Source organism: Rubrobacter taiwanensis (assembly GCF_004337705.1).
GTDB lineage: Bacteria > Actinomycetota > Rubrobacteria > Rubrobacterales > Rubrobacteraceae > Rubrobacter_C > Rubrobacter_C taiwanensis.
This window is the reverse complement of record NZ_SKBU01000026.1, coordinates 14652-37057: the sequence shown is the minus strand read 5'-3', so window position 1 is coordinate 37057 and position 22406 is coordinate 14652. Positions and strand designations below refer to the sequence as shown.

General features: G+C 67.0%; 20 protein-coding genes and 1 riboswitch. Of the genes, 8 read left to right on the top strand and 12 right to left on the bottom strand.

All coding sequences use genetic code 11. The features are described 5' to 3' along the window. Positions 1–174 precede the first annotated feature (174 nt). The 3 genes from E0L93_RS13095 to E0L93_RS13085 form a co-directional block, all read right to left on the bottom strand. Positions 175–603, bottom strand: coding sequence for a Fur family transcriptional regulator (locus E0L93_RS13095; protein WP_132692528.1), 429 nt, complete (start codon positions 601–603; stop codon positions 175–177). Positions 604–701: 98 nt separating this feature from the next. Then, positions 702–1595 (bottom strand): manganese catalase family protein, encoded by an 894-nt coding sequence (locus tag E0L93_RS13090; protein ID WP_132692527.1) that lies wholly within the window; start codon positions 1593–1595, stop codon positions 702–704. Positions 1596–1751: 156 nt separating this feature from the next. Further along, complete coding sequence (locus tag E0L93_RS13085; protein ID WP_132692526.1) at positions 1752–2297, bottom strand: hypothetical protein; 546 nt, start codon at positions 2295–2297, stop codon at positions 1752–1754. A 124-nt stretch (positions 2298–2421) separates the two neighbouring features. Here E0L93_RS13085 and fabI point away from each other — a divergent pair, with 124 nt between their 5' ends. Continuing rightward, positions 2422–3201, top strand: a complete 780-nt coding sequence (gene fabI, locus E0L93_RS13080) for an enoyl-ACP reductase FabI (RefSeq protein ID WP_132692525.1) — start codon at positions 2422–2424, stop codon at positions 3199–3201. Positions 3202–3207: 6 nt separating this feature from the next. On the opposite strand, the gene dnaB is transcribed toward fabI, so the two are convergent. The 5 genes from dnaB to E0L93_RS13055 form a co-directional block, all read right to left on the bottom strand. Further along, complete coding sequence (gene dnaB, locus E0L93_RS13075) at positions 3208–5682, bottom strand: replicative DNA helicase (RefSeq protein WP_132692524.1); 2475 nt, start codon at positions 5680–5682, stop codon at positions 3208–3210. An 84-nt stretch (positions 5683–5766) separates the two neighbouring features. After that, positions 5767–6216: a 50S ribosomal protein L9 gene (gene rplI, locus E0L93_RS13070; protein WP_132692523.1), complete on the bottom strand. Its 450-nt coding sequence runs from the start codon at positions 6214–6216 to the stop codon at positions 5767–5769. 13 nt (positions 6217–6229) lie between these two features. Then, positions 6230–6478: a 30S ribosomal protein S18 gene (rpsR, locus tag E0L93_RS13065; protein ID WP_132692522.1), complete on the bottom strand. Its 249-nt coding sequence runs from the start codon at positions 6476–6478 to the stop codon at positions 6230–6232. Between the two features lie 28 nt (positions 6479–6506). Continuing rightward, positions 6507–6848 carry a 30S ribosomal protein S6 gene (gene rpsF, locus E0L93_RS13060; protein WP_279387503.1) on the bottom strand — a complete coding sequence of 114 codons (342 nt, stop codon included), beginning with the start codon at positions 6846–6848 and terminating at the stop codon, positions 6507–6509. A 104-nt stretch (positions 6849–6952) separates the two neighbouring features. Continuing rightward, positions 6953–8449, bottom strand: coding sequence for a tRNA sulfurtransferase (locus tag E0L93_RS13055; RefSeq protein WP_132692520.1), 1497 nt, complete (start codon positions 8447–8449; stop codon positions 6953–6955). A gap of 266 nt (positions 8450–8715) precedes the next feature. On the opposite strand from E0L93_RS13055, the gene E0L93_RS13050 reads away from it, so the two are divergent. Beyond that, positions 8716–9168 (top strand): LPXTG cell wall anchor domain-containing protein, encoded by a 453-nt coding sequence (locus E0L93_RS13050; protein WP_132692519.1) that lies wholly within the window; start codon positions 8716–8718, stop codon positions 9166–9168. A gap of 59 nt (positions 9169–9227) precedes the next feature. Here E0L93_RS13050 and E0L93_RS13045 read toward each other — a convergent pair whose 3' ends face one another. Then, on the bottom strand, positions 9228–10406 hold the full coding sequence (locus tag E0L93_RS13045; protein ID WP_132692518.1) for a class I SAM-dependent rRNA methyltransferase: 1179 nt from the start codon (positions 10404–10406) through the stop codon (positions 9228–9230). Between the two features lie 89 nt (positions 10407–10495). Here E0L93_RS13045 and E0L93_RS13040 point away from each other — a divergent pair, with 89 nt between their 5' ends. The 6 genes from E0L93_RS13040 to E0L93_RS13015 all read left to right on the top strand — a co-directional run bounded on the left by E0L93_RS13040 (position 10496) and on the right by E0L93_RS13015 (position 18323). Then, the gene (locus tag E0L93_RS13040) at positions 10496–11989 is read left to right on the top strand and encodes a phytoene desaturase family protein (RefSeq protein WP_165874368.1); all 1494 of its coding nucleotides are present in this window, start codon (positions 10496–10498) and stop codon (positions 11987–11989) included. Then, positions 11986–12891 carry a phytoene/squalene synthase family protein gene (locus E0L93_RS13035; RefSeq protein ID WP_132692516.1) on the top strand — a complete coding sequence of 302 codons (906 nt, stop codon included), beginning with the start codon at positions 11986–11988 and terminating at the stop codon, positions 12889–12891. The genes E0L93_RS13040 and E0L93_RS13035 overlap by 4 nt, the downstream gene beginning before the upstream one ends. 20 nt (positions 12892–12911) lie before the next feature. Beyond that, positions 12912–13022, top strand: a riboswitch (SAM riboswitch). A 64-nt stretch (positions 13023–13086) separates the two neighbouring features. Next, positions 13087–14955, top strand: coding sequence for a bifunctional homocysteine S-methyltransferase/methylenetetrahydrofolate reductase (locus E0L93_RS13030; RefSeq protein ID WP_132692515.1), 1869 nt, complete (start codon positions 13087–13089; stop codon positions 14953–14955). Next, entirely contained in the window at positions 14952–15884 is a 933-nt protein-coding gene (locus E0L93_RS13025; protein ID WP_132692514.1) for a uroporphyrinogen decarboxylase/cobalamine-independent methonine synthase family protein, read from the top strand. Before E0L93_RS13030 ends, E0L93_RS13025 begins: the two co-directional genes overlap by 4 nt. Beyond that, positions 15881–17032 carry a uroporphyrinogen decarboxylase/cobalamine-independent methonine synthase family protein gene (locus E0L93_RS13020; RefSeq protein WP_132692513.1) on the top strand — a complete coding sequence of 384 codons (1152 nt, stop codon included), beginning with the start codon at positions 15881–15883 and terminating at the stop codon, positions 17030–17032. The genes E0L93_RS13025 and E0L93_RS13020 overlap by 4 nt, the downstream gene beginning before the upstream one ends. A 70-nt stretch (positions 17033–17102) precedes the next feature. Beyond that, positions 17103–18323, top strand: coding sequence for an acyl-CoA dehydrogenase family protein (locus E0L93_RS13015; protein ID WP_243638234.1), 1221 nt, complete (start codon positions 17103–17105; stop codon positions 18321–18323). 2 nt (positions 18324–18325) lie between these two features. Here the strand turns inward: E0L93_RS13015 and E0L93_RS13010 are convergent, their stop codons facing one another. The 3 genes from E0L93_RS13010 to E0L93_RS13000 all read right to left on the bottom strand — a co-directional run bounded on the left by E0L93_RS13010 (position 18326) and on the right by E0L93_RS13000 (position 22385). Next, the gene (locus E0L93_RS13010) at positions 18326–19108 is read right to left on the bottom strand and encodes an enoyl-CoA hydratase-related protein (protein WP_132692512.1); all 783 of its coding nucleotides are present in this window, start codon (positions 19106–19108) and stop codon (positions 18326–18328) included. 85 nt (positions 19109–19193) lie between these two features. Next, complete coding sequence (locus E0L93_RS13005) at positions 19194–20552, bottom strand: MFS transporter (RefSeq protein WP_207890491.1); 1359 nt, start codon at positions 20550–20552, stop codon at positions 19194–19196. Between the two features lie 210 nt (positions 20553–20762). After that, complete coding sequence (locus tag E0L93_RS13000) at positions 20763–22385, bottom strand: long-chain fatty acid--CoA ligase (RefSeq protein ID WP_132692511.1); 1623 nt, start codon at positions 22383–22385, stop codon at positions 20763–20765. Between the last annotated feature and the right edge of the window lie 21 nt (positions 22386–22406).

Below are 22406 nucleotides of genomic sequence, written 5' to 3'. Positions count from 1 at the left end.
CCGCTGGCGCTCGCAACCTTGGAGTACTTGGAGTACGCGCTGCGCACCCAGAGCGCCGCGATGCCGGAGATTATGGCACCCACGATCATTATGAGTATGTAACCGAACACGTGTCCTCCTCTGAAACTGCCCTCTGCAGAGAGATATTCTACTATACGGATACGGCCCGGAACGCTAAAGGTTTCGCTCTGAGCACCGCCCGCAGATACCCTCGAAGAGCACCACGGTGCGCTTCACGCCGAACCCCGCGTCCGGCAGCCGCAGGCCCTCCATACCCTCGGGCCGAACGTCGTACAGCCTGCCGCAGTTGAGGCAGCGGAAGTGGTGATGCTCGGGGTCCAGATTGGGGTCGTAGCGTACGGCCCCCAGCCCCTCGACGGTCCGGAGCAGCCCCACGCGCACCAGCTCGGCGAGCGAGTTGTACACGGTCGCCCGGGCGAGCTCGGGCAGCTCGCGCCGGGCCACCTCGAAGACCTCATCGGCGGTCAGGTGCCCGCTCTCACCCCCGCGGAAGGCCCCGAGGACCGCCCGGCGCTGCGGGGTGACCCGCAGCCCGGCGCTTTTGAGACGCTCACTTACTATGTGCTTCGAATCCTGCGGCATCCGGCAACATATGATTCTAACCCGTATAAGTATATGCGCCGAGGGCCGGCCCGGACACCCGGGCCGGCCCTCGCGGATCGCGAGGCGCGCAGAGAGCGCTACATGTTCCTCATGAGGCGCTGCGCGATCTCGGCCAGCTCCTCCGGATGCAACCCCGGCGAAGAGACCGCCTTGTCCTCCGGCGGGTCGGCCGGGCCGCCGGCGCTCTCCGGGAGCCCGTCGACAACCTCAAGCGGCGTGCCGTCTATGGGGTGCTCGCCCTTCCACAGAGCAGCTATGTCCTTGAAGTCGTCGGGGCTGAAACGGTAGAGCTTGCCGTGCATCCCCCTGTCGGTGAACTGCCTGGCCTCCTTGAAGTCCGCGTCCGGGATCTTGGGGATCGGGAGCATCTTCTTGACGTCCACCCCGGTTAGCTCTTCCAGCGCCTTGGCGTAGGCCAGCGCATGCACCCCGCCGCGCACGAACAGATAGCCGAGCATCTGGCGCGCTACGGGATGGTCGGTGGACTCATAGACCCTTATCTTGGCCATCCGGGCCCCGTTCTCCAGGAAGAAGTTGTGCAGGAGATCCAACACCAAATCCCCGGAGTTGAAGACGTACTCGCCGTTCCAACCCTGCCCGAGCGAGTTGGTCGCCAGAGCCCCGAACCCGGTATTGATGTAGTGGTGCGGGATGCCCTTGCCCTTGACGCCCTTGAGCGGCGCGTCCTTTACGTCCTCGCCTTCCGAAGCGCCGGTCAACAGACCGTTGATGGTGGCCGCTACCAGCTCGATGTGGCCGAGCTCCTCGGTGGCGATGTTGGCGATCAAGTCGTAGAACGGCTTGACCTTCTTGCGCCCCCGGAAATTGAAAGACTGGTAGGTGTAGTTCATGAGGGTGGACATCTCGCCGAAACGCCCGCCCAGAAGCTCCTGTACGTTGGCCGCAGCGTCCGGGTCCGGCTCGCTCGGCATCGGCAGCTCGACCTGCAGCTTGTCTACGCGTAGGTACATCCCACTCCTTCCCTTAAGGTTCTCTTCTCAGCGATACCCGGTCCTCGAAGACCTTCCGTATCCCGGCTTACCACCTCCCTCCAATATCCGGATCTCGACGCCCCGATCCACGGCGGACATTATACCCACATTAGACAATGTCTAACCAGAGACCGGTTATCGGCTTTTACGAGAGAGGCGTTCGGCCCGTTTCTCGAATCTGGCGGCGGAGCGTTCATCGCCGGCGGCGCGCAGCACCTCTGCGGCGCGATGGGAGATGCGGAGCGCTTCTTCCAGATCTCCGCGATACTCGTAAAGGGCGGCGAGGCGTTCGTAGCAGAACGTGCCGGCGTGTCCGGCCTCTATTGCGGCCCGGCAGTGTTTCTCGAAGCTCTTCGCGGATTCGGGATCGCGGCGGTTCTGGAAGTAGGCCTGAGCGAGGGAGGCGTGGGCGAGCTGGAGGTCTCCGGGGGTCTCGGCGGCGTCCAGGGCCACCGGCCCCAGTTTGCGGGCGAGATCCAGGTCGCGGGCGGAGGCGGCCTGGGAGATTACGTTTGAGACGAACTGCGCCGGGGTGGCCGCCGGGTTTTCGGGGGCGCTCAGGAGGAGCTCTATCTCCCCGGTGTTCTCCGGCAGTTCCAGGAAGGCGTAGCGTCCGACCTTTGCTCTGTCTTCGGCGTCCAGCGCCGCGATGAACTCTGACAGCTCGCTCCAGCTGCTCATAATGTCTCACCTTAACCGGGCGGGATCGCTCTCACAACCTGTCCTCCGGTGCTGGCGGCTGGCCCCTCCATCTCATAGACTGTCCGGGTTATCGGGGGCTAACAAGACCGCGAGGAGGGATGAGATGAGCGGGCTGCTCGAAGGCAAGAAGGTCTTGATCACGGGCGTGCTGGACCGGCGCTCCATAGCGTACGCGGCGGCGCGGCTGGCGCAGGAGCAGGGTGCGGAGATAGCGCTTACCGGCTTCGACAAGGGAATCCGGCTGACCCGCCGCACGGCGCAGAAGCTCGATCCCGAGCCGCCGGTCCTGGAGCTAGACGTGAACCGGCCGGAGCACATTGAGGCCGTAGCGCAGGACCTCAAGGAGCGTTGGGGCGAGCTGCACGGCATTCTGCACGCGATCGCCTTCGCCCCGCCGGACGCTCTGGGCGGCAACTTCACGAAGACCGGGTGGGATTCGGTCGCCACCGCGCTCCGGACCTCGGCCTACTCGCTGGCGGCGCTCACGCTGGGGCTGAGGGACCTGCTGGTTTCCGGTTCGTCGGTCGTAGCGCTGGACTTCGACGCCCGGTACGCCTGGCCGGCCTACGATTGGATGGGGGTCGCCAAGGCCGCGCTGGAGTCCACGGCGCGCTATCTGGCCCGGGATCTGGGCGGTCAGGGCATCCGGGTTAACCTCATCTCCGCCGGTCCGCTGCACACGCTGGCCGCCAAGGGGATCGAGGGCTTCGAGGAGATCGGGGGCGAGTGGGACCGGCAGGCCCCGCTCGGCTGGGACGCCCGCGACACCGAGCCGGTGGGAAGAGCTGTTGTGAGCCTCATGAGCGACTGGTGGCCGGCGACGACCGGCGAGCTCATCCACGTAGACGGCGGCTACCACGCGATGGGAGCGCCGATAAAGTAGGCCGCGCTACTCGCCGCGCGCCAGCGAGGCGAACTTGGTGTACTGCTCCAGCCAGGCGAGCTGTACCTTGCCGGTCGGACCGTTACGGTGCTTGCCGACGATGACCTCGGCGATGCCTTTGTCGTCGGAGTCGGGGTTGTAGTACTCGTCGCGGTAGAGGAAGATCACCATGTCCGCGTCCTGCTCGATGCTGCCGCTGTCCCTCAGGTCCGAGAGCATCGGGCGTTTGTCGTGACGCTGCTCGACGGCGCGGGAGAGCTGGGCTATCGCGAGCACCGGCACGTCCAGGTCGCGGGCGAGGACCTTCAGGCCGCGGCTGATCTCGGCGATCTCCTGCTGGCGGTTCTCCCGGTTCTGGCCGACCATGAGCTGCAGGTAGTCCACGACCACGAGCCCTAGTTGAGCGCCCCGGCTGTTCAGCTGGCTGGCCAGCCGTCGGACTTTGGCCCGGATCTCCATCAGCGTCACGCCGGCAGTGTCGTCTATCCAGATGGGGGCTTCGCTGATCTCGGCCACCCCGCGCATCAGCTTCGGCCAGTCCCCGGCCTCCACGTTGCCGTTGCGCAGATCCTGGGTCTTTATGCGTGTTTTCTGCGCGATGAGCCGCTGCACGAGCTGCTGCTTGCTCATCTCCAGCGAGAAGATCGCCACCGGCAGCCGCTGCCGTTCGGCCACGTGCTGAATGATATTCAGCGCCATGGCCGTGTTGTGGACGCAAATGTCCTGGGCAATGAAGTTGGAACCATCCGGCACGGTCAGGTCGTAGACCCGGTGCTCTCCTGTGGGCTCGATGGCGACGATCTCATCCCACAAAATATCCGGGCTGGCGCTCCTTTCCAGCGCCTCGTCATCCAGAGTACCGGGGCACTCTCCGAGCCGGGCGGCCGGCAGGTCGCGACCGGCACGCGGGCCGTAACATCCCGGCTCCGCGAAGCGGAGCGCCTTCTCTCCCATCCAGCCGATCTCGGCCTGGTAGCGCAGCACGGCGTCCGGGGCCGTGATCTCGACCCGCCAGCACCCCTCCTTCTCGCGCCACAGCTCGGAGACTATGCCGAAGCGTACGAGAGCGTGATGCACGTCGCGCGCAAGCCCCTCAGAACCGGCGCTAAACCCGATACGGGGACGATTGCCCGACCGGTAGATCGTACCGCCGCAGCTGAACAGCACCCGCAAGAACTCGGCCAGGTAGCGGCGGCTCCACCTCCAAACGCAGCGGGGGAAAGACTCTCCTTCCGCGCATTTGCCCGTCAGCCCGATCTCGCGCAGCCAGGCGGTGACGGCGTCCTCACCTTCACGACGATATCCCACAATCTCGCAGTCCCCGCGAATACCCCATCTTACTACGACCTCGGGGAACTGGCGGGAGATCGCCGCCTTAAAATCTTCGATGAGAGCCGGGTCTGGCTTCGCCCACTCAGGACACGGCCGGGTTAACCCGCCCTCGGCTACGAAGTAGGCGAGCAAACGCACCCGGTCCATGGGCAAGGACTCGTCCCCTCCGAACACCGGCAGGCTTCGCGGCACAGCGATGCGAGACCCGATGCCCAGATCATGCAGCGGCTTCCATCCTTCCGCCGTCAAGAACGGATGATGGCCGGTGACCTCGACCTTGCGCCCCGTGCGCGTCGTAACCCGAAAGCACGGCTTGACACCGCTGTCTATCCAGCCTGAGACAGAAGCTGTCTGCAGCTCCCCCGCGTTAGACACGTTCAGTACGCGCGGCAGCCGCCGCTTTACACATTCCTCAATGGTCAATCTCTCCCCGCTCTCGGGGTCAACGACAAGGCTGTCCCACTTCAGACACTTCCCCATCGCCGGCCGCGCGGCGAGAATGATCAGATCGCTCCTGTGAAACCCGGTCGTCAGCCGGTCCAGGTCCTCAAAGCCGGTCTCCACCCCGGTGACCGGTCCCCCAAGGTCATAGAGATGCTGGATCTGATCCAACACGTTCGGCGCCAGCTCGGAAACCGGCGAGAGATGCTTGCTGAGGGTGCGGTTGGAGACGCCGTATATGAGCTGCTCGGCAGCGTCCAGCGCCTCGCTCACGTCCTCCGGCTCCCGGTAGGCGTCCTCGGTTATCCGGGTGGCAGCGTCTATGACGGCCCGCAGCAGCGCCTTGCTGCGGACGATCTCCGCATAACGCCCCACGTTCGCCGCCGTGGGCACGCTCTCGACGATCTGAAAGATGTAGCCGCGCCCCCCGATGCGGTCGAGCTCCCCCATCCCGCGCAGCTCCTCGGCCAGCGTGAGCTGGTCTATGGGCTCGCCCCGCGAGTACAGCCGCGTCATAGCCCGGTAGATGAGGCGGTTGGTCTCGGAGTAGAAGTCCTCCTCCTCAAGCACCTCCCCAACCACCGAAACGGCAGCCTCCGAAACCAGCATCGCCCCGATCACCGCCCGCTCCGCATCCAGGTCGTGCGGCGGTACCCGGGACGCCTCAGACCCACCCGGTAAGCCTCTGATCCTCCCCCGGCGCTCCATGCCTCCTAGAATGAAGCAAAAGAGGCCTCAACACAAGGTGAAGCCTCTTCTACCTTACCCTGTAGTCAAAGTTTATATCATCCGTTACAGCTTGGGGACCACGATGACCTTGACCGTGGCCTGGACATCGCCGTGTACCTGGACGGGGATCTGGTAGGTACCGAGGACTCTGAGCGGCTCTTCCAGCAGGATCTTGCGCCGGTCGATGTGGATATCGCGAGCCTTCTCGATGGCCTCGGCTATATTGGCTGCGGTAACGGAGCCGAAGAGCCGGTCGTCCTCTCCGGTGCGGGCTTCGATGGTGATGACGCTCTTGTTGAGCGTCTCGGCGATCTCCTCGGCGCGCTCGGCCATGCGGCGTTCGCGTTCGGCGGCCTCCTCCATCTGACGCCGGACCTCCTCCAGCCGGGCCGGGGTGGCGACCTCGGCGAGGTTGCGCGGGATCAGGTAGTTCCTCACGTACCCGGCGCTGGCCTCGACGACCTCGCCCCGGCGGCCGAGTTTCTCGACGTCCTGCTTGAGTATTACCTGCAACGCAGCCTCCCCTCTAGCGGCCGATCACGTAGGGCAGCAGCGCCATCTCCCGGGCGCGCTTGATCGCCACGGCGGCCTCGCGCTGGTGCTGAGGGCAGAGCCCGGTCACGCGGCGGGCCCGGATCTTGCCCCGGTCGGACATGAAACCGCGGAGCGTGTTGTAGTCTTTGTAGTCTACGTACTCTATGCCCTCTTTGCAGTAGAGGCAGACCTTCCTCTTGCCCGGGCGGAACCCGGCGGCTGTGCCTTTCTTTCTACCCAAACCTTCTTCCTCCTACTCTTCCCGAACGCTACTCGGCCGCCACCGGCTCGGTGGCCTCCTCCTCGCCGCCGGTGCGGGCGTAGCCCTCGGGGAGCCTGACGATCATGTGCCGCAGTACGTCGTCCGAGACGCGCAGGATGCGCTTGAGCTCCGGGAGCGTCCGCTCGCCGGCGGTGAACTCCATGACAGCGTAGAAGCCCTCGGTCCGGTGCTCGATCTCGTAGGCCAGCTTGCGCTTACCCCACTGGTTGACGTTCTTCACCTCGCCCCCGGTGCGCTCGATCACGGTCCGCGCCCGGGAGAGGGTGTTCTCGACCTGCTCCTCATCCAGCTCGGGGATGACTATGAGCATGACTTCGTAGAGCTGAATCTTCGTACCTCCTTCGGTCTAAAGCGGCTTCTTCTCCGGAAGAAGCAGGAGTCCTGCGGATTACCGGCGAGAGATTGTACCATCTATCTCCCCCGCCGGCACCCCTACCCCTGCGCGGCGGCCAGGCGCTCCACGCCGCCCTCCAGGCTGGAGGCTTTATAGCCGCGCTCCAGAAGCTCGCGGGCCAGAATCTCGGAGCGCCGGCCGCTGGCGCACACGAGCAGGTACTCCCGGGAGCGATCGAGTCCGCCCAGCAGCTCCGGAGCCCGGGAGAAGGGCAGCCGTATCTCTCCCACCTGAGGTCCCTCCCCGGGCTCGCGGACATCAACCACCACGGCCCCCTCGGGCACGCGATCCACCACGTAGGAGGGCGTCTCCTCCGGCTCCCAGTGCCTGAGGTCTATCACCCGGCGGTTCTCCACGGCCCGCCGCATCCATCCCTCATCCACATCCCGGCCCAGCTCGCCCTCCGCGCCGAGAACCTCCTCCGGCTCGGCCCAGGTCTCCACCGGGCCCGTAGCGATGGAGCAGTGCTCCTTGACGGCGGCCGACGCGCCGTGGGTCCCGATGCGCCGGGCCGTGTCTATGATCTCGTTCTTCTCCGTCCCGACGAGGGGCCGCAGGACGGGCAGCCCGGCGGCGCGCTCGGCCACGGAGAGATTGCGCAGCGTCTGCGTTGAGACCTGACCGATCGACTCTCCCGTGACCAGAGCCTCGGCCCCGACCTCCCCGGCCAGCAGGCTCCCGGCCCGGTACATGGCCCGCTTGAGCAGAAGCTGCCGCAGCCGCGGATTAACCCGGCGCACGAGAGCCGCCACAACCGGGGCCAGATCCACCACGTGCGCCCGGACCCCGTGCCCCGGAGCCCACCGGACGGCCAGCTCCCGCGCCACGGCCAGGGCCTGCTCGATCTGACCGCACCCGCCCAGATCACAGATGAGCAGATCGAGCCGAACACCCCGGCGCATGGTCCGCCAGGCCGCCACGGGAGAGTCGAACCCGCCGGAGAAGAGAGCCACAGCCCTCCCGCCCGTGCCGAGCGGCAGACCTTCCGGCCCCGGCGTGCTCTCCATCACAGCGAAGGCCCGCTCGCCCGTAAGCTCCACCGGAACCTCGACCTCCGGACGGTCCAGATCTACCCCGGCAGAGAAGGGCAGAAGCGCAGCCCCCAGCTCGTAGGCCACATCCCGGGAAGATACCGGAGCCCGCTCGGCGCGGGGACGCACCGCAAAGGTCCGCCCGGATACCCGACCGCCGAAGAGCGGAACGAGCTCCTCCACAAGCCCCTCCAGCGAGGTATACGGCACCTCGACTACCTCGGCTACAGACCGGATGCCGAACACCCGCACCAGAGCCTCCCGGGCCCGGGCAGGATCCCCGGTACTCACGAACACGCGGCTCCACTCCGGCCTGATGTCGGCGCGTATGCCGGCAGCCCTTAGCGCCCGGTACATGTTGCGTACCAGTATCCCGAGGAAACGGCGGCGGGTCCGCCGGGACTTGGTGCCCACCTCGCCGGAGAGCCTTACCAGCAACCGCCGGCCACCATCCCCCCGAAACCGCCCCTCCTCATACGTCCGCATCTTCTCGCCAGTCCTCATCGCAAAACCTCGCCAGAATACTCGCCTGCAAGTCTCCGCCGGAGATTCTTGAAGACCGTTCCGAGATCACGGCCGGATCATCTCATCAGTATGTTCTATTACAGAAAACAGAGATTTCCAAGACCGCGCCGGCTTCGAAGACTCGTTAACACACGCCAAACAAACCGGCAGATTCCACAAAACTTTTCAAGCAATCCCTTGACAGGAACCCGAAACGTTCGCGATAATTATGTAACATCAGTGATTTTTTGGGAAAGGAGCGAAGTTTGAGAAAGTTGATGCTAATCGGGGCGACGGTGGCGATGATGCTGGCTGCGGCTTCACCGGCGTTCGCGCAGGGTGCCACCACGGTCAACCTCCAGACCTGTCTGGCTTACTTCGGCGACCAGACCGCCGTTCAGTATCAGGCCGGCACGCAGTACTCCGTACAGGATCTGACCCAGGCTCAGATCCAGTACTGCCAGCAGATCATCCAGAACATCACCGCCGGGGGCGAGGTGGTCTTCCAGCCGGGCGAGGTGGTCTTCGTTCCGCACGCCCAGCAGTACGTGGTTGAGGGGACTGAGATAGTGGTGGTCTTTGACGAGGCCGCCGGTGCGTTCGTACCCGCCGAGGAGACGCTGGTGCTGCCGGACACGGGCGGCATCTCTCTGCTGGCGCTGGGCGCGGGAGCGCTGCTGATCGCGGGCGGTCTGCTCGCCCGCCGCATCTCCCGCTGAGCGCGCCCGGAGGAGTGCGAAGAGGGGGCCGGGGTTCCGATCCCGGCCCTCTAATTCTCTCAGAGGATCTCCAGGGCGGCGCACTTGAGGTAGCGAGTCTCGGGGATTGTGAGGATCTCGGGGTGATCCGGGGCCTGTCCGCGCCACTCCCGGAGCCTCACCCGCCGGCCGGCGTCGGCGGCGGCGTCCCGCAGGATCTGCTTGAAGTCCCACTCCCGGACGTGGTAGGAGCAGGAGCAGCTGAAGAGGAGGCCCCCGCTCCGCAGCAGCTTCATGGCGCGCAGGTTTATCTCCTTGTAGGCCCGGAGCGCGGCGTCGAGATCCCGCCTCTCCCGGGCGAAGGCGGGCGGGTCCAGGGCGATCATGTCGTACCCCTCCCCGGCCGCGGCGCGCTCCCGCAGAAGATCGAAGGCGTTCGCGCGGGTGAAGCTCACGTTCTCAAGGCCGTTGAGCCGGGCGTTCTCCCGTGCCGCCCGCAGGGCCGGTTCGCTGGAGTCCACCAGTTCGACGGAGTCCGCCCGCCGGGCGGCGTGCAGTCCGAATCCCCCGGCGTAGGAGAAGACGTCCAGCATCCGGCCGCGCGCGAGGCTCCCCGCGACCCGGTGGTTCTCACGCTGGTCCAGAAAGAGTCCGGTCTTCTGCCCCTTCCGGAGGGAGACCCGGAAGAGCACCCCGCTCTGCCGCACGGTAACGGAGTCGGGCACCGCACCGGAGAGCACCTCCACGCGCCGCGGCAGGCCCTCCAGACGCCGGGCGGCGAAGTCTCCCCGGGCCAGGATCCCCTCGGGCGCGCAGAGCTTTTGGAGAGCTTTCGCCACCCACTCCAGCCGCCGCTCGACCGCGGCGGACCCCGCCTGGACCACCAGGTACGGCCCGTAGCGGTCCACGACCAGCCCGGGGACGCCGTCGGCCTCGGCGTGGAGCAGGCGGTAGGCGTCGGCGTCCATGCTCAGGGAGTCTCTGTAGGCGGCGGCCCTTGCTATACGGCTGTAGAACCAGCCCTCGTCCACCGGCACGTCGCTGCGGGTGGCGATGCGGAGCGAGATCTCGCTCCGCGGGTTGTAGAAGGCGCGGCCGAGGAACCGGCCCCGGCGGTCGGCGACCCGCACGATGTCCCCCGGCTCTCCGGCGGCCTCGAGGATGTCGGAGCGGTAGACCCAGGGGTGTCCCGACCGGACGCGGGAGGCTCCCCGCCGGCTCACGACCGCCGTTCTCTCGCAGTAAACCCTCTTACCCACGGTCCGCAGATCCGCTGTTAAACCGTTCGCGTATACACTAGGATGTTACCGGTTCATTTATACAGGTTCTGCAGAGAAGAGGGAGCAGCGTGAGCGGCGGGCGGGTTGCGGTGGTCGGAGCGGGGGTAGGCGGGCTGGCTGCGGCGATCCGGCTCCGGGCCGCCGGCTTCGAGGTCGAGGTCTTCGAGAAGAACCCGGAGCCCGGGGGGAGAATGGGCGTGCTGCGGGGCGGGGGCTTCACCTTCGACACCGGCCCCACGCTGCTCCTCATGACGGATGTCTACCGGGAGCTCTTCCGGTCCGCCGGACGCCGTCTTGAGGACTATGTGGAGCTGGTTCCGCTCGAACCCAACTACCGGGTACACTTCGGCGACGGAGACTCGATGCTCGTCTCGCGCTCGCTGCCCCAGATGGTAGCGGAGCTGGAGCGCATCGAGCCCGGCTCCGCCCCCGGATACTACCGTTTCCTGGAGGACGCCTGCCGCAAGTACCGGGTCGGGCGGCGGGAATTCGTGGAGCGGGACTTCGAACGGGCGCGGGACTTCTTCAGCCCGCGCAACCTGCGGCTGCTGAAGGAGACGCAGGCGGTCAACAACTACTACCGCTCCGTCTCCCGCTTCTTCCGCTCGGAGAAGCTGCGCCAGGCCTTCAGCTTCCAGACCATGTACCTGGGTCTCTCCCCCTTCGATGCTCCGGCGGTCTACGCCCTGCTGCCCTACACCGAGCTGGCCGAGGACGGCCTCTGGTACCCACGCGGGGGGATGTACCGGCTGGTGGAGGCCATGTGCGCGCTCGCAGAGGAGCTGGGGGTCGGGATGCACCTTGAGAGCCCCGTGGAGAAGATAACCGTGGTCAAGGGCCGGGCGGCGGGGGTGCGCGTCAACGGCGGGGAGTTCGGGGCGGACGCGGTGCTGGCGAACGCCGACCTGCCGTACGTGTACCGCAACCTGCTGCCGGAGCGGGCGCTGCGGGACTTCACCGTGCGGCCGCCGGAGCGCCTGACCTACACGGCCTCGGCCTTCATGCTCTATCTGGGTCTGGAGGGGAGGTTGGACCACCTCTCCCACCACAACGTCTACCTCTCCCGGGACTACCGCCGGAACTTCGAGGCCATCTTCCGGGACCGGACGTTGCCCGAAGATCCATCCCTCTACACCTGCGTGCCGGCGCGCACCGACCCGGAGGCGGCTCCGGAGGGCCGGGACGCCCTGTACGTGCTCGTGCCGGTGCCGCACCTGGACTCCGGCGTAGACTGGAACCGCGAGCGAGACGGGTTCCGGGAGAAGGTGCTCGCGCTGCTGGAAGGCCGCGCGGGCATAGAGAACCTCCGGCGGCGGATAGTCTTCGAGGTGGTGCGCACGCCCGAGGACTGGCGCCGGGAGTACAACCTGGAGAAGGGCGCGGCCTTCGGGCTGGGACACGGCATACTGCAGGTGGGATACTTCCGCCCGGCCATCGCCTCCCGGCACATAGAGCGCCTGTACTTCGCGGGGGCCAGCACGCGGCCGGGGACCGGGGTGCCGCTGGTGACCATCGGAGCGCGGTTGGCTGCGGAGCGCATCCGGCGCGAGGTGGCGGGATGAGGCTAAAGGAGTGCTATGAGCACTGCCGCAGGATTCACCAGCGGCACGGCAAGACCTACTACTTCTCAACGCTGCTCTTCCCGCCGGAGGTCCGGCCGCAAGTCTACGCCCTCTACGCCTTCATGCGGGTGGCGGACGAGATCGTTGACGGCCCCGAAGACCACCCGCCGGAGCGGCAGCTCCGGGCCCTGCAGAGCTTCGAGGAGGAGACCCTGGCCGCCATCCGTGGGGAGGCGACCGAGAACCCGGTCCTGCGGGCCTTCGCCGACACGGCGCTCCGGAACGAGATACCGGCCGGCCACATCCGGTCCTTCATGGCGAGCATGAAGATGGACACCCGCATCAGCCGCTACGAGACCTACGAAGATTTGGAAGAGTACATGTACGGCAGCGCGGCGGTGGTGGGACTGATGATGTGCCGGGTGATGGGCGTAAAGAGCGAGGCGGCGCTGCCGCACGCCGAGGCGCTCGGGGTGGCCATGCAGCTCACCAACTTCCTGCGGGACATCCGGGAGGACTGGGAGCGCGGCCGGGTGTACCTTCCGCTGGAGGATATGAAGCGCTTCGGCTATACGGAAGAGGATCTGGCCCAAGAGCGCATCAACGAGCCCTTCGCGAACCTGATGGACTTCGAGATAGAGCGCGCCCGGAGGCTCTACGCGTTCGCCGACCGGGGGCTCGACCACATCCCCCGGGGCCGCCGGTACCCGATCGCGGTGGCCCGGCACCTGTACGCCGCGATCCTGGATCACATCGAGCGCCTAAACTACGACGTCTTCAACCACCGGGCCGGAACCTCGATCTTCGAGAAGCTGGGCGTGGCGGCGGTCTGCGCCGCGCGCTCCCCGAACGAGATCCTGACCCGCAGGACCGGTTGCATCGGGCGGCCCGGCGTGGTGTAATCCCCGGAAGCTAAAAGCGGTGTTCATCGAGAGCGGTGGAGGGACGGGCCCTGCGAAGCCGCGGCAACCGGCGGACCACGGAGTCTGCGGCAGGTGCCAATTCCCGCGGAGGAGACTCCGAGAGATGAGCGCGTCAGAATCTCTCCGGCAGGCCTCTCTTCTCTGGAATCCGCTCTCGGGAAGAGAGGATAATCTTTGGCCGACAGTCTGAATCTGAGAGAGCGGATGGCGGAGCGGGTCTTGATCGGAGACGGCGCGGTCGGGACGCTCCTGCAGGAGCGCGGCATCCGCTACGACCACCCCTACGCCCGCGCCAACCTCACCCATCCCGACGTGGTGCGCCGGGTGCACGAGGACTACGCCCGGGCCGGGGCCGAGATCCTGGAGACCAACACCTTTGCGGCCAACGCGGTCAAGCTGGCCGCCTACGACCTGGAGGACCGGGTACGCGAGATCAACGTCGCCGGAGCCCGGCTCGCCCGCGAGGCCGCGGACGGAGCTCTGGTGTTCGGTGCGATCGGCCCCCTGGGCCGGCCGCTGGCCCCCGTCGGCCCCATCGCCCGCGAGGAGGCCCGCGCCATCTTCCGCGAGCAGGCCGGGGCGCTGGTCGAGGGCGGCGTGGACGCGCTGGTGCTGGAGACCTTCACCGACCTGGACGAGCTGCGCCTGGCGTTCGAGGAGGCGGAGAAGCCGGGTGTGCCGGTGCTCATCTACCGCACCTTCGTGGAGGACGGCGAGACACTGGCCGAGGGCCTGCCGGCACGCGTGGCGCGCGAGCTGGCGGGCTGGGGAGCTGTGCTCGTCGGGAGCAACTGCACCGTCGGACCGCAGCGGATGCTCGGGATCGTGGAGCAGATGTCCGCCGAATTGGGGCCGGTGGCGGCCTTCCCGAACCCGGGGCTGCCGCAGCTCATCGGGGGCGTGGTGCGCTACCGGCAGGATGTGGACCACTTCGCTGCCTACGGGCGCGAGATAGCGGCCGCCGGAGCCCGGCTCGTCGGCGGCTGCTGCGGCACCACGCCGGAGCACGTCCGGGCGCTCGCCGAAGCCCTGCGGGACTTTGAGGTACAGGAGAAGCGGCCGCGCGGCGGCGTAAGCCTCCGGGAGGTCGAGGAGCGCCCGGCCGCCGAGCCGCGCTCGGAGCTCTGGCAGAAGATAAAGAGCGGAGCCTTTGCGGTGGCCGTGGAGGTAGATCTGCCGCGCGGGCACGACATATCCGGGGTGGTGGAGGTCTCGCGCAGCCTCCGGCAGCGCGGCGCGGACGCCATAGACATCTCCGACGGGGCCCGGGCGCGCCTGCGCATGAAGCCGGTAGCGGTCGCGAAGATCGTGCAGGAAGCGGCCGGGATAGAGGTCGTGGCGCATATCTCCTGCCGGGACCAGAACCTGCTCGGCCTGCAGGCCGAGCTGCTGAGCGCCGCGGCGCTGGGGGTGAAGAACCTGCTCCCGGTAACCGGAGACCCGGCCCAGATCGGGGACTACCCGGAGGCCACCTCCGTCTTCGACACCGACTCGATCGGGCTGGTGCACATCATCAGCCGCTTCAACCGGGGCGAGGACCTGTCGGGGAACCCCATCGGCGAGCCGCCGGGGTTCCTGATCGGGGTGGCGTTCAACCCGACGGCCGAGGATCTGGACGGTGAGGCCGAGCGGCTGCGGCGCAAGGCGGAGGCCGGGGCGCACGCCGCCTGGACGCAGCCGGTCTTCGAGGTCGGGGCGCTGGAGCGCGCGCTGGAGAAGATAGAAGATCTCAAGCTCCCCATCATGCTCGGCCTCATGCCGCTGCGCAGCGCCCGGCAGGCGGAGTTCCTGCACCACGAGGTCCCCGGCATAGAGATCCCGGCCCGCATAAGGGAGAAGCTGGCCCGGCTCCCCGCAGAAGACGCCCCGAGGTACGGAGTGGAGGCGGCGCAGAGCGTCCTGCTCAAAGCCCGGCCGCTGGTGCAGGGAGCGTACATCATGCCCCCGGCCTCGATGCCGGAGCTCGCCGCCGATGTCATGGAGGCGCTCGGGGAGAGAAGCCCCTCCCCGGCACCCGAAGGCCAGACAAAGGAGGACGGTTGACCACGGTAAGAGCCTACGCGCCCGGTATCTACGCCCGCTCCGAGGAGCTGGTGCAGGCGACACGCGACCTGGACCGCGGCCGCACCACCGAGGAGGCGGTCGCCAGACGGCAGCGGGAGGATCTGGAGTACTTCCTGGAGGCACAGCGGGCGGCCGGTCTGGACTATCTCTCGGACGGCCTGCTCAACTGGCAGGACATCTTCCGCCCGTTCGCCGAGGCGGCCGAAGGTTTGTCTTTCGGACCGCTCACCCGCTTCCTGAACACCAACACCTTCTACCGCGCCCCGGTCGCGACCGCCGAGCCCCCCCGGTTGCGGGAGCCCCTGAGCGAACCGCACTTCCGGTTCGCTCAGGGGCTCCCCGCGGGGAGCTGGGTCGCCACGCTGCCCTCGCCGCACGCCCTGGCGAAATGGGCACAGGGAGAGCTAGACGTGCGGGCGGTCGCGGAAGGCGTGCTCAAGCCGCAGCTAACCTGGCTCGTAGAGCACGGCTGCGCGCTGGTGGTGCTGCAGGAGCCGGCGCTCTTCGAGAAAGAGCGCGACCTCTACGGCCTCGCCGCCGCGCTGGAGGTCCTATCTGGCCCGCTCCCGCTCGCGCTGCAGCTCCCGTTCGGCGACGCCGGGGAGTTGCTGGGTGAGCTATTGGAGCTACCGGTGGACGCCATCGGGGTGGACTTCTACTCCACGGACGTCAGGGCCCTCCCGCGGCCTTTCCCCAAGACGCTCCTGGCGGGCGTGCTGGACGCACGCAACTCGCTGCTGGAGGAACCGGAGGAGGTAGCGCGGTTCGCGCGGAGGCTGCTCGAAGAGCTGGAGGGCGAGCTGCATCTGGTCCCGAACGGGGATCTGCAGTTCGTGCCGGAGAAGATCGCCCGTCAGAAAGTGCTGCGCCTCGGGGAGGCGGCCCGGATACTGAAGGAGGAAGCATGAGCGGAGTGCGGTTCGTGACGCGCGAGATCGGCAGCCTCGCCAAGCCCGGCTGGCGCGTGAAGGCCGTGGCCGGCCGGCCGGTCGAAGAAGCCGATGTCGAGGAGGCGCGCCGTTGGGGCGAGAAGCTGGAGGTAGAGCACGCCGAACTGCTGGAGATACTCCGGAAAGGGAGCGGCTTCACGGACGTGGAGAAGGCGAAGATACAGGACTTCGCCGCCCTGTACGCCATCCGGCTGCTGGAGAAGGCCGGGCTGGACGTGGTCTACGACGGCGAGCAGCGCCGGAGCGAGATGTACGACCACGCCGTCAAGCACGCCCGCGGCTTCGAGCCGCGCGGCACCGTGCGCTCCTTCGACAACAAGTACTACACGAAGGCCGCCGTGGTCGAGAGGCCGCGAGTCGAGGGGGCCTACGACCTGGAGGAGTTCAGGTTCGTCCGGTCGCACACCGGCCGCCGGGTCAAGGTGCCTTTCACCGGAGCGTACACGATCATGGACTGGTCCTACGATGAGCACTACGCCGGAAACGGCGGCCTGCTGGGAGCCTCGGCCCGGGAGCGGACCGAGGCGCGGCGGCGCTTCGGGGTGGATGTGGCGCGCGACGTGGTGCGCCCGAACGTCGCCGGGCTGGTCGAAGCCGGGGCGGACTGGGTACAGATAGACGAACCGGCGGCGACGACCCGTCCGGAGGAGGTCCCGCTCGTGGTGGAGACCTTCAACGCCACCCGCGAGGGGATAGAGGCCCGGGCCAGCATGCACATCTGCTTCTCGGACTACGACTGCCTCTTCCCCCACATCGAGGAGCTAGACCGCTGCTACGAGCTGCAGCTGGAGTTCGCCAACCGGGACGCGCGCGAGCCGGGGACGAGGGCCGAAGACCGGCCCGGCTACGGCGTGCTCGGGAAGTTCGCCCGCAGCGCGTGGGACGGCAAGCTGGGCCTCGGCGTCATAGACATCCACACGGACTTCATCGAGCCGCCCGAGCTGGTGCGCGACCGCATCCTCTACGCCGCCGGGGTGCTGGGCCCGGAGCGCATCGAGGTGAACACCGACTGCGGTCTCAGGACCCGCACCTGGGAGGTCTCCTTCCAGAAGCTCAGGAACATGGTCGAGGGCACGCGGCTGGCAGAGGCGGCGCTGAACGGCTGAGAGCAGGGAGTGGCACCGCCTCTGCGATCCGTGCCAGAATAGATCTTGCCGGCGGCGGGAAGGAGAGCCTGTGAACTACTTCGGACACTCGGAGAAGGTCAGGAAGCTCCAGAGAAGGCTCACGGAGTTCATGGAGGAGGTGGTCTACCCCAACGAGATCACCTACAAAAAGCAGCTTGAAGCGGCCACCGCCCGCGGCGAGCGCTGGAGCATCCCGCCCATCATGGAGGAGATGAAACGGCAGGCCAAGTCCGCGGGGCTCTGGAACCTGTTTCTGCCCGAGAGCGAGGAGTACGGGGCGGGCCTCACCAACCTGGAGTACGCTCCGCTGTGCGAGATCATGGGCAAAAGCCCCATAGCCCCGGAGGTCTTCAACTGCAACGCCCCGGACACCGGCAACATGGAGGTTCTGGTGCGCTACGGCACCGAGGAGCAGAAGGAGCGGTGGCTAAAACCCCTGCTTGAGGGGGAGATCCGCTCGTGCTTCGCCATGACCGAGCCCGATGTAGCCTCCTCTGACGCCACCAACATCCGGGGCCGGATAGAGCGCGACGGGGATGAGTACGTCATAAATGCCCGCAAGTGGTGGATCACGGGGGCCGGGGATCCCCGGTGTGAGATCTGCATCTTCATGGGCAAGACCGACCCCGAAGCTCCCCGCCACGAGCAGCAGTCGATGATCCTGATCCCCATGGACACTCCGGGGGTGCAGGTAGAGCGTACGCTCCCTGTCTTCGGTTACGACGATGCGCCCCACGGCCACGCCGAGATCACCTTCAAGGACGTGCGCGTGCCCAAAGAGAACATCCTCTGGGAGGAGGGCAAGGGCTTTGCCATAGCCCAGGGCCGGCTGGGGCCGGGAAGGATACACCACTGCATGAGGTTAATTGGGGTGGCCGAGAGGGCTCTTGAGCTGATGTGCGAGCGGGTCAAGGCCAGAGAACCGTTTGGCAAACCGCTCTCTGAGCAGGGTGTCATCCAGGAGTGGATAGCCGACTCCCGCATAGAGATAGAGCAGGCCCGCCTGCTTACGCTCAAGGCCGCCTACATGATGGATGTGGTGGGCAACAAGGCGGCCAGGAGCGAGATCTCGCAGATCAAGGTAGTAGCGCCCAACGTGGCCTTAAGGGTTCTCGACCGGGCGATACAGGCGCACGGCGGGGCCGGGGTCTCTGAGGACTTCCCGCTGGCGTACTTCTGGGCGGCCTCAAGGACCCTGCGGCTCGCCGATGGCCCGGACGAAGTGCACCGCGCCACGATAGCCCGCCTGGAGCTGCGGCGCCACAGCTGACCCTACCGGCCGGCGTACCGGGGCCTGCGCTTCTCCAGGAACGCTGCGACACCTTCCCTGAAGTCTTCGGTGCGGCCGCAGACCGTCTGACCGGCGGCCTCGGTCTCCAGGGCGGTGGACAGATCGCTCTCGAAGCTGCGATACAGGCTCTCCTTGATCCAGCCCAGAGCGACGGTGGGTCCGCCGGCGAGACGGGCCGCCAGTTCCTGCACCGTGGCCTCCAGCTCCCCGTCCGGCACGACCCGGTTCACGAGCCCGATGCGGCGGGCCTCCCCGGCGTCCAGCTCCTCGCCGAGCATGGCGAGCTCCATCGCCCGGCCCAGCCCCACGAGGCGCGGCAGGAAGAACGAGGAGCCGGCGTCGGGCATGAGGCCGATCCTGACGAAGGCCATGCTGAAGCGCGCGCTTTCGGCGGCCACGCGCAGGTCGCAGGCGAGCGCGATCCCGAGCCCCGCCCCGTAGACCGGGCCGTGCAGCGCCCCGACGACCGGCTTCCGTATTGCGGCCATCCGCGCCACCAGCCGGCTGTAGGTCTCGCGCAGGTACGATCCGAGGTCCGGGCTCTCCTCGACCTCGGTTACGCTCCTCAGGTCCGCTCCGGTAGAGAACGCCCGGCCGCTGCCCCGCAACACTACGCAGCGTACCCCCTCGTCTTCCGCAGCCCGGTCCAGAGCCACGTAGAACTCCTCGTGCAGCTTCCGGTTGAACGAGTTGAGAGCCTCCGGCCGGTTCAGCGTTATCGTGGCCACCCCGCCGTCGCGGTCGAAGAGCACGGTCTCGTACACGGTTTATGCCTCCTTCTGCGCCAAAAAGCCTCCCGCAGCCCCATGATAAGGCTGCGGGAGGCCTCGCGCGGAAGCCGAAGAGATCTCAGGTGGCGGCCCCCTCCGCTCCCACCTTCTCTCTGAGGGGCACGTCCTCGTCTATGTCCTTCCGGTAGGTCTCGGTCATCAGCCACATACAGATGAACGAGAGCACCGCCAGCACCGCTATATAGACGGCTATCGCGGTAGAGGTGCCGGTGGCGGCCAGCAGCGCCGTGGCGATGAGCGGAGCCAGAGCGCCGCCGAAGATCGAGCCGCCCTGATACCCCAAAGAGATGCCGCTGTAGCGCAGCCGCGTGGTGAACGTCTCGGCGTACAGAGCGGCCTGCGGCCCGTAGGCCAGGCCCAGGAAGTTGAGCGCCAGGGCGTGGATTATGAGGATCAGGGCAACGTTCCCCATATCCGTGAACCAGAACAGCGGGAACGCCGTGAGCCCCATGCCCACGGTGCCGATCAGGTACAGCCTCCGGCGGCCGACCCTGTCCGAGAGCGCGCCCGCCGCCGGGATGGTGAACGTCAGGATGACGCTGGAGACCAGCACGATCGCGATTATGGCGCTCCGGGATATCGGCTGCGCGGCCGACATGGTCGCGTAGTTGATGATGTAGGAGACCAAGATGTAGAAGTACGCGTTGATAATGATAAACGCGCCCGCCGCCAGAGCTATCTGCTTCGGGAAGTTGCGGAGCGCCTCGACTATCGGCATCCGGGCCTCGGTTCCCGTCTCCTTGACGCGGGCGAAGCCGGGACTCTCCATGATCCTGAACCGGATAAAGAGCCCGACCCCAACGAGCACGATGCTCGCCAAAAACGGCACGCGCCAGCCCCAGGCCATGAAGGCCTCCTCCGGCAGACTGGCGACGGAGAGGAACATCAGGTTCGAGAGGATGAGCCCCGCCGGAACGCCCATCTGCGGCCAGCTGCCGTAGAACCCCCGCTTGCCGGGCGGCGAGTGCTCAACGGCCATCAGAACCGCGCCGCCCCACTCCCCGCCGACGGCGAGCCCCTGGATGAAGCGCAGAATGACGAGCAGGATCGGGGCCGCCACCCCGATGGCGGCGTAGCCCGGCAGGAGCCCGATGAGGACCGTGGCGATGCCCATGATCATCAGCGAGATGATGAGCATCGTCTTGCGCCCGATCCGGTCCCCGAAGTGACCGAAGATTATGCCACCCACCGGCCGGGCGAAGAACCCAACCGCAAAGGTCGCGAACGCCGCCAGCGTCCCGGCCAGCGGGTCGAACTCCGGGAAGAAGAGCGCCCCGAAGACCAGCGCCGCCGCCGTCCCGTAGATGAAGAAGTCGTACCACTCTATGGTGGTGCCGATGAAGCTGGCCATCGCGACCTTGCGGATCTCCCGCTGCCGCGACCCGGCATCCAACCCGGGCATACCCTCATTAGCCATTCATGCCTCCCTATCACCCCCGTTCGAGAGAATTCTCAACCTCACCCCATCTGTCTCCAGTTAGCGCAACTCCACCAGGATTCCCCACCTCCTGCCTCAACTGCAACCGCAAAAATACGCGACTCCGTATACGGAAAGTTACATATTTTCCGTGCTCCAGTCAACAGCCCCCGGCCGCAAGCGGCCGGGGGCGAAAGAGAGAAATCCGGGCTACTTCTTCGCTGGCGTGTAGTCCTTAAATTGCTCGCGCAGCGCCATCTTCAGGAACTTGCCGGTAGCGGTGCGCGGGATCTCATCTACGAACTCCACGGCGTCCGGGAGCCAGAACTTCGCAAACCTGGGCCGCAGGTAGTCTATGAGCTCCTCTTCGGTGGCGCTCTGGCCATCTTTAAGCACCACGACCGCCAGCGGCCGCTCCTGCCACTTCTCGTCGGAGATGGCGATAACCGCGGCCTCGGCCACGGCGGGGTGGCTCATCAGGGCGTTCTCCAGCGCGACCGAGGAGATCCACTCCCCCCCGCTCTTGATAACGTCCTTGGCGCGGTCCTGGATCTCGACGTACCCCCGTTCGTCTATGGTCACGATGTCCCCGGTCTTAAACCAGCCGTCCGGGGTGAACTTGCCGTCGTCCTCCGGGGCCTCGTAGTAGGCGCTCGCCACCGAAGGCCCGCGCACCTCCAGCTCCCCGTAGGTCTCACCATCCCAGGGCACGATGCCCTCCGCTCCCCGGGCCCGGATCTCCACGAACGGGACCGGCCGTCCCTGGGTAGCCCGGTAGCGGTACCGCTCCTCCTCCGGGAGCTGCAGGAGGTCGCTCGTGAGGTGGCAGATTGTCCCGATGGGGCTCATCTCCGTCATCCCCCAGGCGTGGACGACGTTCAGGTTGTGACGCTCGCGGTAGGCCCGGATCATACCCTCCGGCGCCGCCGAGCCCCCGACCACTATCGCGCGCATTGCCGAGAGATCCCACCCGCCCGGCTCCCGGTCCAGAGCCTGCAGCACGGCCAGAAACACCGTCGGCACCCCGGCGGTAAACGTCACCCGCTCCCGCTCGAAGTTCTCCAGCAGGCTCTGGGGGTCCAGGTGCGGCCCGGGGAAGACCTGCTTGGCCCCGGCCAGCGTCGAGGTGAACGGCAGGCCCCAGGCGTTGACGTGGAACATCGGGACGACCGGCAGCACCGCGTCCGGCTCCTTGATGGCCAGCGTCTCGGCCAGCGCCGTCACCAGGGAGTGGACCACGAGCGCCCGGTGCGAATACAGCACGCCCTTGGGCCGGCCCGTCGTCCCGGAGGTGTAGCACATCGCCGCCGCCTGCCTCTCGTCCAGCTCCGGGTACTCGAACTCCGACTCGTCCGCCCCCTCCAGCAGCTCCTCGTAGTCCAGCATCCCCTCCGGCACGTCTTCACCGTGCGAGATGACCACCACGCGCTCCAGGTCCACGTCGTCCCGGAACTGCTCGAAGACCCTGAGGAGGGTCCCGTCGAGCAGGAGAATCCTGTCCCGGGCGTGGTTCACGATGTAGGCCAGATCGTCCCGGTGCAGGCGCGGGTTGATGGTGTGCACGACCGCTCCGGCGGCCGGGATGCCGAAGTACGCTTCGAGGTGCTGGTGATGATTCCAGGCCAGGGTGGCGACCCGGTCGCCGGACTCCACCCCCAGCCGCTTCAGCGCGACCGAGAGCCGCTTCGCCCGGCGCACGAAGTCGGCATAGGTGTAGCGGTGGAAGCTCTTGTCGGGGCGGCGGGTGACGATCTCGCGCGGACCGTGGAGCTGCTCCGCCCGCCGCAGAATGGCCGGAAGGACGAGCTGGTAGTCCATGATCAGGCCGTTCATGCTCTCCTCCTTGCAAGGAAT

Excerpts from the sequence above, each read along its gene's own strand:
- E0L93_RS13095 (WP_132692528.1), bottom strand. The coding sequence starts at position 603 with ATGCCGCAGGATTCGAAGCACATAGTAAGTGAGCGTCTCAAAAGCGCC.
- E0L93_RS13090 (WP_132692527.1), bottom strand. The coding sequence starts at position 1,595 with ATGTACCTACGCGTAGACAAGCTGCAGGTCGAGCTGCCGATGCCGAGC.
- E0L93_RS13085 (WP_132692526.1), bottom strand. The coding sequence starts at position 2,297 with ATGAGCAGCTGGAGCGAGCTGTCAGAGTTCATCGCGGCGCTGGACGCC.
- fabI (WP_132692525.1), top strand. The coding sequence starts at position 2,422 with ATGAGCGGGCTGCTCGAAGGCAAGAAGGTCTTGATCACGGGCGTGCTG.
- dnaB (WP_132692524.1), bottom strand. The coding sequence starts at position 5,682 with ATGGAGCGCCGGGGGAGGATCAGAGGCTTACCGGGTGGGTCTGAGGCG.
- E0L93_RS13055 (WP_132692520.1), bottom strand. The coding sequence starts at position 8,449 with ATGAGGACTGGCGAGAAGATGCGGACGTATGAGGAGGGGCGGTTTCGG.
- E0L93_RS13035 (WP_132692516.1), top strand. The coding sequence starts at position 11,986 with ATGAGGCTAAAGGAGTGCTATGAGCACTGCCGCAGGATTCACCAGCGG.
- E0L93_RS13020 (WP_132692513.1), top strand. The coding sequence starts at position 15,881 with ATGAGCGGAGTGCGGTTCGTGACGCGCGAGATCGGCAGCCTCGCCAAG.
- E0L93_RS13005 (WP_207890491.1), bottom strand. The coding sequence starts at position 20,552 with ATGGCTAATGAGGGTATGCCCGGGTTGGATGCCGGGTCGCGGCAGCGG.
- E0L93_RS13000 (WP_132692511.1), bottom strand. The coding sequence starts at position 22,385 with ATGAACGGCCTGATCATGGACTACCAGCTCGTCCTTCCGGCCATTCTG.